At 59.1% G+C, this 11176-nt stretch carries 9 protein-coding genes and 1 riboswitch (1 of these 10 cut by a window edge); of the genes, 6 read left to right on the forward strand and 3 right to left on the reverse strand.

Annotated features, from left to right (window positions below; genetic code table 11):
* The first annotated feature begins 130 nt into the window (after positions 1 to 130).
* The 3 genes from B2W52_RS07995 (at position 131) to B2W52_RS08005 (ending at position 3920) form a co-directional block, all read left to right on the forward strand.
* Positions 131 to 1315 (forward strand): acetyl-CoA C-acyltransferase, encoded by a 1185-nt coding sequence (locus B2W52_RS07995; RefSeq protein ID WP_053113658.1) that lies wholly within the window; start codon positions 131 to 133, stop codon positions 1313 to 1315.
* A 72-nt stretch (positions 1316 to 1387) separates the two neighbouring features.
* The gene (locus B2W52_RS08000; RefSeq protein ID WP_008177059.1) at positions 1388 to 2494 is read left to right on the forward strand and encodes a zinc-binding dehydrogenase; all 1107 of its coding nucleotides are present in this window, start codon (positions 1388 to 1390) and stop codon (positions 2492 to 2494) included.
* Positions 2495 to 2504: 10 nt separating this feature from the next.
* Positions 2505 to 3920, forward strand: coding sequence for an aldehyde dehydrogenase family protein (locus B2W52_RS08005; protein ID WP_008177061.1), 1416 nt, complete (start codon positions 2505 to 2507; stop codon positions 3918 to 3920).
* 162 nt (positions 3921 to 4082) lie between these two features.
* On the opposite strand, the gene B2W52_RS08010 is transcribed toward B2W52_RS08005, so the two are convergent.
* Positions 4083 to 4664, reverse strand: a complete 582-nt coding sequence (locus tag B2W52_RS08010) for a QsdR family transcriptional regulator (RefSeq protein ID WP_014579065.1) — start codon at positions 4662 to 4664, stop codon at positions 4083 to 4085.
* 160 nt (positions 4665 to 4824) lie between these two features.
* Between B2W52_RS08010 and B2W52_RS08015 the strand changes: the two genes are divergently transcribed.
* The 3 genes from B2W52_RS08015 (at position 4825) to msrB (ending at position 8331) form a co-directional block, all read left to right on the forward strand.
* Positions 4825 to 5526, forward strand: coding sequence for a response regulator transcription factor (locus tag B2W52_RS08015; protein ID WP_092031318.1), 702 nt, complete (start codon positions 4825 to 4827; stop codon positions 5524 to 5526).
* 2 nt (positions 5527 to 5528) lie between these two features.
* On the forward strand, positions 5529 to 7028 hold the full coding sequence (locus B2W52_RS08020) for a sensor histidine kinase (RefSeq protein ID WP_273069117.1): 1500 nt from the start codon (positions 5529 to 5531) through the stop codon (positions 7026 to 7028).
* Between the two features lie 79 nt (positions 7029 to 7107).
* Complete coding sequence (gene msrB / locus B2W52_RS08025; RefSeq protein ID WP_008177071.1) at positions 7108 to 8331, forward strand: peptide-methionine (R)-S-oxide reductase MsrB; 1224 nt, start codon at positions 7108 to 7110, stop codon at positions 8329 to 8331.
* Position 8332: 1 nt separating this feature from the next.
* Here the strand turns inward: msrB and B2W52_RS08030 are convergent, their stop codons facing one another.
* Together B2W52_RS08030 and B2W52_RS08035 are read right to left on the reverse strand one after the other, a co-directional pair.
* Positions 8333 to 9061 (reverse strand): 3'-5' exonuclease, encoded by a 729-nt coding sequence (locus B2W52_RS08030; RefSeq protein ID WP_008177073.1) that lies wholly within the window; start codon positions 9059 to 9061, stop codon positions 8333 to 8335.
* Positions 9054 to 10928 carry a putative nucleotidyltransferase substrate binding domain-containing protein gene (locus B2W52_RS08035; RefSeq protein WP_286802444.1) on the reverse strand — a complete coding sequence of 625 codons (1875 nt, stop codon included), beginning with the start codon at positions 10926 to 10928 and terminating at the stop codon, positions 9054 to 9056. Before B2W52_RS08035 ends, B2W52_RS08030 begins: the two co-directional genes overlap by 8 nt.
* Positions 10929 to 11050: 122 nt before the next feature.
* A riboswitch (cobalamin riboswitch) is annotated at positions 11051 to 11176 on the forward strand (it continues 83 nt past the right edge of the window).

Here is an 11176-nt window from a genome sequence, read left to right on the forward strand (position 1 = left end):
CCTTTGGGAAAAGCAACTCGCTTTGCTCAGACATCTTTTCCCGGCGGAAAAGACACCCCGCCCCACGACCGGCTTAGCTGAGTGTTTAGGCTAACCCGACCTACATGTTTCAAAAATTGAGGGCATTGTTATGTCTGATGCAGTAATCGTCTCCACCGCGCGCACCGGCCTTGCGAAATCCTACCGGGGCTCTTTGAACAACACGCACAGCGTGGATATGGCAGGTCACGTTATCAAGCATGCTGTTGAGCGCGCAGGTATTGATCCGTCTATTGTTGAGGATGTGATCATGGGCGCGGCCTACCAGGAGGGCGCCCAGGGCCGGAATATTGCCCGTCTGGCGGCCATCCGCGCCGGTCTTCCGGTGACCACTGCCGGGTTCTCCATTAACCGGTTCTGCAGCTCGGGGTTGCAGTCCATTGCCCTGGCGGCACAGCGGGTGGTGTCCGAGAAAGTACCCGCCATGGTGGCCGGGGGCGTTGAGTCCATTTCCCTGGTGCAGAACGAGAAGATCAATAGCTTCCACGCCACCAACGAGTGGCTGATGAAGAACAAGCCCGAGCTGTACCTTTCGATGATTGAGACGGCGGATATTGTCGCCAAGCGCTACAACGTCAGCCGTGAAGCCCAGGATGAGTATTCGCTGATCTCCCAGCAGCGCACGGCGGCGGCCCAGCAGGCTAGCAAGTTTGACGATGAGATCGTGCCTTTCGATGCCACCATGCTGGTCAAGGACAAGGAAACCGGTGAGGTCAGTGAAAAGCAGGTGACCCTGAAAGGTGACGAGTGTAATCGCCCGAATACGACCCTTGAGGGCCTGGCGGGTCTGGAGCCGGTGCGTGGTCCGGAGCAGTTCATCACGGCGGGCAACGCCAGCCAGCTGTCGGACGGCGCCTCCGTTTGCACGGTGATGAACAGCACCTATGCCGAGAAGCACAACATTGAACCCATGGGTATTTTCCGTGGCTTCGCTGTGGCGGGTTGTGAGCCGGATGAGATGGGCATCGGCCCGGTGTATGCGATTCCGCGCCTGCTTGAGCGCAATGGTCTGACCATGGATGACATTGATCTGTGGGAACTGAACGAAGCCTTCGCGTCGCAGGTGATTTACTGTCGTGACCGCCTGGGCATTCCCATGGAGAAGCTGAATGTAAACGGCGGCTCAATTTCCATCGGCCACCCCTTTGGTGTTACCGGCGCCCGCCAGACAGGCCACGCCCTGATCGAAGGCAAGCGCCGTGGGGCGAAATACGTGGTGATCACCATGTGCATCGGCGGTGGCCAGGGTGCTGCTGGCCTGTTCGAGGTGGTTTGAAGCCGGCCTGTATGAGATCGGGGTCAGAAGAATGCTTTCTTTCGACCCCTTGTTGACCAAAAGGGGAAATGCATGGACAGACAAGCAAAAGCCGTCGTCTGCCGGGAATGGGGGCAGCCTGTTCAGGTGGAAACCATCACGGTGGAAGGTCCCAAGCGGGATGAAATCACCATCAAGATCGCGGCCTGCGGCGTTTGCCACAGCGATCTGTCCGCCACCACGGGTAAGATTCCCTACCCGCCTCCCCTTGTATTGGGGCACGAAGCCGCAGGCGTGGTTGTCGAAGTCGGTGAGGGCGTCACGGCCTTCAAGGAAGGCGACCATGTGGTGAGTACCTTCATATCCATGTGCGGCAAATGCAGCCAGTGTGTTCGTGGCCGCCCGGTGCTCTGTGAGAACGCCCGCAAGGCCATGTTCAACCTGCCGGATGGCACGGTCAGAACCAAAGGCGCGGACGGCGAGCCCCTGAACGTCTTCGGCGCCTGCGGCGTGATGGCCGAGTTCGCCACCATGCACGTGGACAACTGCGTGAAAGTGGACGAAACCGTGCCGATGCAGAACGCCGCCCTGGTGGGTTGCGCTGTGATGACCGGTGTCGGCGCTGTCTTCAATACGGCAAAGCTGGAGCCCGGCTCCCGAGCCGCCGTGTTTGGCATCGGTGGCGTTGGCCTCAACGCGATCCAGGGCTGCGTGACCGCCGGCGCCGAGATGATCGTGGCGGTGGACAGCAACCCCGCCAAGCTGGCGATGGCGAAAGAGTTTGGTGCCACCCACACCGTGAATATCAACGAGGTGGAGGACGCCGCCAAGGCTGTGAAGAAAATGACCGGCGGCGTTGACTACGCCTTCGAATGCGTCGGTGCCGGGCCGGTGGTGGAACAGGCCTACAAGAGTCTGGGCCGTGGCGGTACCGCCGTGGTCGTGGGTGTGGCAGATCCGAAGGACAAGACCTCGCTGACCACCCTCACCCTGCCGGCGGACGAGCGAACCTTGAAAGGCAGCTGGCTGGGTTCGGCAAGGCCGCAGCACGATTTCCCCAGGATCCTGGGTCTTTACAAGGCTGGTAAACTCAAACTGGATGAACTGGTTACCCGTACCTACACCATAGAAGAAGCCGCACAGGCGTTCGATGATATGGTGGCAGGCAAGAACGCCCGTGGCGTTATCGTATTTGAATGAAGGGGGAAGCATGAACGAGCTGAACAGGAACTACATCAACGGCCAATGGGTTAGCTGGGCCGGTGACATGATCGACGTTCACGAAGCTGGCACCGGTGACGTGATTGCCCGCGTTCCCGCCGCCGGCGCGGATGAAATGGAACAGGCCATTGCCGCCGCCGATGCGGCGTTTGAAAGCTGGTCGGAAAGCACCCTGGAAGAACGGATCAAGGTGCTGGAACAGCTGCACGCGGGCCTGAAAGAGCGCGCGCCGGAAATCGCCGAGACCGTCTGCCGGGAAGTGGGCATGCCCATCAAGCTGGCCACGCCGATCCAGGCTGGTATGCCGGCAGCCGTGACCAAGAGCTACCTGAAACTGCTGCCCGACTTCCCGTTTACCGAACAGTCCGGCAACTCCGAGGTGCAATATGCGCCGGTCGGTGTGGTTGGTTGCATTACCCCCTGGAACTACCCGTTGCACCAGGTGATCCTGAAAATCGTTCCGGCGATTGCGGCCGGTTGCACCGTGGTGCTCAAGCCTTCGGAGATCGCCCCCCAGACGGCGTTTATCCTTGCCGAGATCCTCGATGGCACAGACCTGCCCAAGGGCGTGTTCAACATGGTGTGCGGCTATGGTCATACCGTGGGTGATACCCTGATCAAGCATCCGGATGTGCGCATGGTGTCCTTCACCGGCTCCACCCGCACCGGCAACCTGATCGCCCACGCCGCAGCCGATGACTTCAAACGCTTTGCTCTGGAGATGGGCGGCAAATCCGCCTCCGTGATCCTCCCGGACGCCGACCTGGCGGCTGCTGTTAAAGGTACCATCAACAACTGCCTGCTGAACTCCGGCCAGACCTGCACCGCACTCACCCGCATGCTGGTTCCGGCCGACAAGCACGACGAGGCCTGTGAACTGGCCGCCGCTGCCGTGGCTAAAATGACCCCGGGTAACCCGCTGGAAGAAACCACACGGTTGGGCCCGCTGTCGTCTGCCCAGCAGCGTGACAAGGTGATCGACTACATCAAACTGGGTATCCAGGAAGGTGCCAAGCTCATCGCCGGTGGGCCGGAAGCGCCCGAGGGATGCGAGAAAGGTTACTTCGTCAAGGCGACCGTCTTCGGCAACGTAAAACCGGACAGCCGCATCGCCCAGGAGGAAATTTTCGGGCCGGTGCTGTGCGTGATCCCGTACAACGACGAAGCAGAAGCGGTGAAAATCGCCAACGGCACCCAGTACGGCCTTTCCGGTGCAGTCTGGTCCGGCGACGACGCCAAGGCCAAGAAAATTGCCAGCAAGCTGCGCACTGGCCAGGTATTCGTGAACGGTGGTGCGTTTAACCCGATGGCACCGTTTGGCGGCTTCGGCCATTCCGGTATCGGCCGCGAATTTGGCAAGTGGGGACTGGAGGAGTTTCTGGAAATCCGGTCTTTGCAGCTGTAAATGCCGATAGGCTGGGCTGCCGATCGGTGGCCCTGAGAGTTAGATCGGCCACGGGGTGGGGGTGTCTTTTCTGCCGGGAAAAAATGTCTGAGCGAAGCGAGTTGTTTTTCCCAGAAGAAAAGACACCCTCGCCTCGGGGCCAGCCCCCAAAGCCTGTAAGCCCTAGGCCTTCCCCCCAAGCAAAATCCGCACGGCCGTACAGGCATCCTCCAATTCTGCTTCCCTGGGTTCGCGTCCGGCGATGATGTCGCTGTAAAGGCAGGACTCTGCCAGTCTAATCATGAAGTAAGACAGGCTGAAGATGTTCATTGGTGGCTTGATATGCCCGGCCGCTACCTGGTCTTTCAGCATCCGCGTGTTGGTTTCGACCGTGCGAGTGTGCAGGATCGACTGGGACGAGGTGAGGATCTTCAGGGCATATTCCGGGTCCTGGTTGATGAATCGCCGCAGCGGCTCGAAGTGCAGGATCGCGGAGTTGGTGCGGCGGTACACGCCGACAATGTAGTCCACGCCAGTGCCGGGCGTTTCGGCCATGGCCTGTCGCCAAAGGGGTTCGTACAGGGACCAGAGAATCTCGCCGATCAGCAGATCCTTGTTGCCGACCCAGCGAAACAGGGTGGCGCGGCCAATTCCGAGCTCATCAGCCAGCGGCGCCAAGTGAATGCGCTCACCCTTGAGCCACATGCGACGTGCTCGCTTGAACGCCTCGGCCGGTGTTGCCCTGGTTACGGTTTTGTCTGCCACTGAAACCTCATGCCCGAATTTGGATTCATTTTAACGGCTAAACCCGGAGCCGGCTATGCGCGCGGTTCTGACGGCTTGTGATGGTTTTGTGAACTTTTCCGCCTACACTCTGCCATGAAAGCATCGAAAGCCTCCGGCAAATTCAGCGAAGCCCATCACCATGACGCGAACGGTACTGATTATTGAAGACAACCCCGGCATCGGTGAGCTGGTCCGTATGCAGGTTTCAGATCTGGGAATGAAGCCCGTGCTCGTGGACCGGGGGGACACCGGCCTGGAAAGGTTCCGTGAGGGCGGCGTCGATCTGGTTATTCTGGATCTGATGTTGCCTGGCCTGGATGGTTTGGCGGTGTGCCGCGAGATTCGTGCCTGCCCGGGCTATGTGCCGGTTCTGATGTTGACGGCAAAGAGCACAGAGCTGGATCGGGTCCTGGGCCTGGAGATGGGCGCGGACGATTACCTGACGAAGCCGTTCAGCGTGGCGGAGCTGGCAGCGCGCGTCAAAGCGCTTTTCCGACGGGTAGACGCACTCTCTCAGGCAGCGCCTGCCGGCGGTCAGGCTGATGAGATTGAGGTGGACGGGCTTCGGATTGATCCGGTTCGCCGGCGAGTGTTTGTGGATGATCGGGAAGTGGACCTGACCGCCCGCGAGTTCGACCTGCTCTGGCACTTTGCCTCCCATCGGGGCCGGGTGTTCAGCCGGGCGCAATTGCTCGATTCTGTGTGGGGTTACAACCATGAGGGCTACGAGCATACCGTGAACACCCACATCAACCGCCTGCGCAACAAGATTGAAGCCGATCCCGCCGACCCACGATACGTCCAGACGGTCTGGGGTGTTGGCTATCGGTTCATGGATTAGCGATGGCCCTGTCTGTCTTCCGCACCCTTTATGCCCGGCTGGCGATCGGTCTGTTCCTGCTGCTGCTCGTGGTGGGTGGGCTCTTTACCTTTCTGAGTCTGGCTTCGGTGAGGGAATACTCGGCTGCGGTCAACCAGCAGCTGAACCGCGACCTCGCCCGTAACCTGGTGTCTGACCGCAACCTGGTTACCGATGGCAAGCTCAACCGCGATGCCCTGAAGCAGCTCTTCGAGCTGTACATGACCATCAACCCCAGTATCGAAATCTACCTGCTGGATACCGAAGGTAATATCCTTTCCTACTCCGCCGACCCGAACAAGATCAAGCGCAACCGGGTATCCCTGGAACCGGTACGCACGCTGCTTGAAAACCCGGGCGCTTACCCACTGCCCGGCGATGATCCGCGCAGTCATGACCGGCGGAAGGTCTTCTCGGTAACGCCGGTGCCTTCGGCTGCGGATCCAACGGGTTATCTGTACGTGGTTCTGCGCGGCGAGGAGTACGACCTGGCCGAGAGCATGGTGCACAGTAACCGGCTCCTCCAGTTAGGCGCGGGCGCGCTGGCGGTGAGCCTGTTCGTCGGCTTGCTGGCCGGGCTGGTGTTCTTCCGGTTGCTGACGCGTCGGCTGTCGCGGCTGACCGAGCGGGTGGAATCCTTCGAGCGCGGCATGTCTCCGGAGCGCGCCGCCGCGGTGGCGGGCAAAGGCGATGACATTGATTACCTGGCCGCCCGGTTCGATCAGATGGCCCAGCGAATTGTTGCCCAGCTGGACCTTCTGAAACACAAGGATGCCCAGCGCCGGCAGCTGGTTGCCCAGGTCTCCCATGACCTTAGAACGCCACTGGCATCCATCCAGGGTTATATCGAAGCATTGCGCATGAAACAGGACACGCTCGCCGCCGAGGAGCGGGCACGTTTCCTGGATGTGGCCCTGACCGAAAGCCACCGGCTTGGTCGTCTTGTGGAGGAACTGTTTGAACTTGCCGCACTGGATGCCCGGGAGAAACAGCCGAAGACGGAACCGTTTGTGGTTGCCGAACTGCTGCATGACGTGGTGCAGAAGCACCAACCCGAGGCGGAGCGCGCAGGCGTTGCCCTGTCGATTGTTTCCGTCGCTCCGGTCCAGGTGCTGGCGGATATCGCCATGACCGAGCGGGTATTGGATAACCTGATCAGCAACGCCCTCAGCCATTCGCCGAAAGATACGGAGATCACACTGGGCGTTGTCGAACAGGCCGGGGGTGCGCAAATTACCGTCGCCGACGCTGGCCCCGGTATCGATGATGAGCACCTGGAGCACATCTTCGAACCCTTTTATCAGGCCGCAGGTGCGTCCAGGACGGGCCATGCCGGTCTGGGGCTCGCGATTGCCCAGCGAATGGTGACGCTGCAGCAGGGAAAACTCTCGGTACGCAATGCCGATGGCGCCGTTTTCAGTGTCTGGCTGCCCCTGGCCCGCGACAGCTCGGTCGCGGGCGGCGAAAAATCCACAGCGTTATGAATTCGTAATACCTGGTGAACGTTTTCGTGAATCCACCGCCCTACGCTGTAGGTATGGAATCGCGTGAAGGAGATATCTGATGAAACGCAAGATCATGGGTCTGTTTTCCGCAGTGGCATTTGTCTCTGCAGTTGGTCTGTTCACCACCTACGCGGTTGCCGAAAAGTCGGAGTCGCAGATGAGCAAATACGCACCGGATCAACCGGGTCTGGCCGTGGCGACCTTTGCTGGCGGTTGTTTCTGGTGTGTTGAGGCCGGGTACGAAAAGCGGGTGCCGGGCGTGGTGGAAGTAGTCTCGGGCTATTCTGGTGGGAAAGAGGCAAGCCCCTCCTACAAGCAGGTTGCCTCGGGGCAGACTGGCCATACCGAAGCGGTACAGGTCTATTACGACCCCAACGAAATGACATACGAGGGCTTGTTGCAGGCGCTCTGGCGGATGATGGACCCGACCGATAATCAGGGTCAGTTTGTGGACCGCGGCCAGCAGTATCGTCCTGCTATTTTCTACCATAACGCTGAGCAGAAGCGCCTGGCCGAGGCGGCCGTTGCAGAATTGGAGGCATCCGGAGTTTACGAGAAACCCGTGGTGATCGAAATCGTGCCGTTTGAGAAATTTTACCCGGCGGAGGAATACCACCAGGATTATTACGACAAAAACCCGGTGCGCTACAACTTCTACACCTTCAACTCTGGACGCTATCAGTTTATCGAGAAGGTGTATGGCGAAGATTACGAGCTCGATTACACCCGGTTCCAGGAGAATGCCACAGTGGACGCCAGTGACGATCTGGTGGGCGATGAAAGCGCCAGCACAGAGCCCGGCCAGATGGGCGTTGGCTTCGATCCGGCAAGCTTTGAAAAGCCGGCTCAGGATGTCCTGAAGCAGCGCCTGACGGATATGCAGTACGAGGTGACCCAGGAAGACGGCACCGAGCCGGCGTTTAACAACAAATACTGGGACAACAAGAAGCCAGGACTCTACGTGGATATTGTCTCCGGCGAGCCGCTGTTTTCTTCACGGGACAAGTACAAATCCGGTACCGGCTGGCCCAGCTTTACCCGGCCGATCACACCAGACGCGGTGGTGGAACGTGAGGACAACTCGTTCTTCATGACCCGTACGGAAATCCGCAGCAGCCACGCGGATTCCCACCTTGGCCATGTCTTCAACGATGGCCCTGCGCCAACCGGACTACGCTACTGCATGAACTCCGCGTCTATGGACTTTATCCCGCTGGAGAAGATGGAAGAGGCCGGTTATGGCAAATGGGTTGATGACGTCAGACCAGAGAGCGACGCCTGACTCACAACCACAAATCCGCCACCCGGGTGTCCCGGCTGAAATGGTGCAACACCTGGGCCTGCAGGAGTTCAGCCGTGGCAACCGCATCAATCAGGGCGTTGTGGGCGGCATAGTGAGGCAGCCCATAACGCAGCCGGCTATCAGCCAAGCGAATCGACACGGGCTTCTTCCCCAGCAGTTGTTGCCAGCGTGACGGGTTTCGGTCCGGGTGCAGGTGAGCCTCAATGGCCATGGTATCGATCAACGGAAACCGGATTCCTTCCCCCAAGCGCCATTGCAGGGCAACGTCGAAGAACGATCTCTCGATGTTGCGGTAGTGAACCACGGGGATACGCCCATTCAGGCTGGCAAACAGATCCTTCAGGATATCGTTCAAATCCGGGGCCTGGTCGATATCACTGTGGGTAATGCCGTGGATAGTAATCGAGGTCTGGTGTAGCGGGAGCTTGGGCCGCACGATCCAGTGGCGGGCTTTGCCCAGCTGGATGCCGTCGAGCGTAAACGGCACCAGACCGATACTGACAATCGAATGTTGATTGGCGTCCAACCCGGTGGTCTCGAAATCGAGCGCGACAAAGGGCACCTCGGATAAGGGCGTCTCCGGCGACACACACCCACTCTCGTAATAGGCTTTAAGAATCGGGGACTTGCTCTGCTCCGCCAGGGCCTTGAATTGCTCGGGCCATGGCAGGCGTGTAACAGAATTCTCGGCCTGCTCCTCACTAGACATTACGGGCCACCCCGGCGTGATACCGGAATTTCAGGAACTTCTGGGCACCGCTGACTACCTGGAACGCATCCTTGAGATGGCTGCGCTCAAACGGTGAAAGGTCTTCGGGCCGTACGTTGTTGTCCGGCTGCCGGTCAGCCTCGATTGCCAGGGCCTGGTGTCGGATACGAACGATGGAGATAAACTCAAGCGCATCCCTCAGGTTGCCCAGATCGTCGTCCAGCAGGAGCTTGGTGTTGCCAATGGCTTTCAGTCGTTCGAACGAGTTCTGTGCACGGGAGCCGCAGGCCAGGGCATGAACCCGGATCAGATCCGACAGGGGCGCTGTTCCGCGACGTTTCAGGTTGAAGGTCTTCTGGTGCTTGCCATCCTCTTCCAGCACGAAAGTCCGGAAAAAGCCGATCGGCGGCGTGCGGTTCAGGGCGTTGCGCGCCAGCATTGCCAGGAACCGCTGGCTGTTGCTGGCTTTGTCCGCCACCAGTGTCTTGAGCTGTTCGGCAAAGTCGGTCTCGCCGTAGATGCCATCCAGATCAAAGAAAATATTGCTGTTCAACAGAGCCTCGGCTTTCGGATTATCAATCCAGTCGGTGAAGTAGTCCTTCCAGACGCGCAGTGGCTGCCGCCATTTCTGGTTGGTGGCCATGATGTCGCCGGTGCAGTAGGTATAGCCGCACTCCGCAAGGCCATCGCTGACAAATTTCGCCAGCGCCAGGAAGTATTCGTCGTGTTCTTCCGGCACAAAGCTGTCGTCCAGGATCATGGCGTTATCCTGGTCCGTGACCACCAGCTGCTCGTCCCGCGCCATGGAGCCGAGGGCCATAAAGCAGTAGGGCACGGGTGGGGGGCCGAGTTTCTCCTCGCCCAGCGCCAGCAGACGTTGTGTAAAGCTGCGCCCGATGCCGGCCATGGCACTGCCAATCATGTGGGAGTTGGCATCTTCGTTCACCATGCGAACAAAGCTGTCCCGCACATCCAGGCTGATCTTCTTCAGCCCTTTTACATCCTGCTGATGGTAGATGTTGCTGACCAGGTATAGGCTGCTCTGACTCTCGTACTTTACGATGTCAGACAGCGCAATCACCCCGCGAACCTCATCCCGATCCATCACCGGAAGATGGTGCACATTGTTGTGCAGCATGGTGAGCATGGCCTCGAATATGAACATGTTCGAGCGGATGGTGATCAGATCCTCCGACATGATCTCGCTGATCGGAGTTTCCGAGGCCAGGGCTTCGCTAAGGGCCCGGGTGCGCAGGTCCCGGTCGGTAATGATGCCCTTGAGCAGGGGCTTTTCACCTTCCTCGTCCATCAGCAGCAGTGCGGAGACGCCGTTTTCGGTCATGATCCGCGCCGCTTCCTGCAGGCGAACGGTGTGGGGCGCTGATACCGGCTCCCGGGCAATCAACCGGGTAACCTTGGATGTCATCAGTTGGTTGGACTTTTCCCGACGGGAAACGGCAGAGCGCAGGCGACTGCGGTCTTCAATCTCGACGAAATCGGCGAAGTTGTCGTCATTTTCCCACAGGTACTGGAAGATTTCTCCCGGAATCTTGTAGACCAGTGTGTCTTCCAGGGCTTTTGCCGGAAATCGCACTTTCCGGTTCATCAGGAGGCCAAACTGGCCGAATATTTCGCCTTCGCTGATGCGGTTATACAGCTCGCCCGAACGCCGATAGATTTCTACCGCGCCACTGCGCACGTAATAAAGCCAGTTACTGGGCTCGCCGAATTCCAGGATCTGGCTGCCGGCCTTGAAGTAGACTACCTCAATACCGCCCACCACCCTGTCGAGCAGCTCCTCGGTCATCTCGTCAAACGGCGAGTATTGAGCCATGTGATTGCGGATGTCGACCAGCTCGGCCTGCATAAAACTCCCTGTTTTGGCGAAGAAAAAATGATTGTCAGTCATGGAATATAGCAGTGGCAGAGGCCTGCGACCATGTCGACCTTTGATGGATTTCATTGACCGCTTACCCCGGTGTTGCTAGCCTTGCCACACTTTTTTCAGGTGCCCGTCGCAAAGCGCGACGGGTGAAACGGGAAATCGGTGAGCCTGGTCACGCCAGTGCAAGTCCGATGCTGCCCCCGCAACGGTAAGCAGGACAACGGCAATCT

Source organism: Marinobacter sp. UBA2498 (genome assembly GCF_002341575.1).
Taxonomy (GTDB): Bacteria; Pseudomonadota; Gammaproteobacteria; order Pseudomonadales; family Oleiphilaceae; genus Marinobacter; species Marinobacter manganoxydans.

What these genes read in the sequence shown, in the direction of transcription:
- B2W52_RS08020 (WP_273069117.1), top strand. Translation starts at nt 5,529, where the DNA reads ATGGCCCTGTCTGTCTTCCGCACCCTTTATGCCCGGCTGGCGATCGGT.
- B2W52_RS08015 (WP_092031318.1), top strand. Translation starts at nt 4,825, where the DNA reads ATGACGCGAACGGTACTGATTATTGAAGACAACCCCGGCATCGGTGAG.
- B2W52_RS07995 (WP_053113658.1), top strand. Translation starts at nt 131, where the DNA reads ATGTCTGATGCAGTAATCGTCTCCACCGCGCGCACCGGCCTTGCGAAA.
- B2W52_RS08000 (WP_008177059.1), top strand. Translation starts at nt 1,388, where the DNA reads ATGGACAGACAAGCAAAAGCCGTCGTCTGCCGGGAATGGGGGCAGCCT.
- B2W52_RS08030 (WP_008177073.1), bottom strand. Translation starts at nt 9,061, where the DNA reads ATGTCTAGTGAGGAGCAGGCCGAGAATTCTGTTACACGCCTGCCATGG.
- B2W52_RS08035 (WP_286802444.1), bottom strand. Translation starts at nt 10,928, where the DNA reads ATGCAGGCCGAGCTGGTCGACATCCGCAATCACATGGCTCAATACTCG.
- B2W52_RS08005 (WP_008177061.1), top strand. Translation starts at nt 2,505, where the DNA reads ATGAACGAGCTGAACAGGAACTACATCAACGGCCAATGGGTTAGCTGG.
- msrB (WP_008177071.1), top strand. Translation starts at nt 7,108, where the DNA reads ATGAAACGCAAGATCATGGGTCTGTTTTCCGCAGTGGCATTTGTCTCT.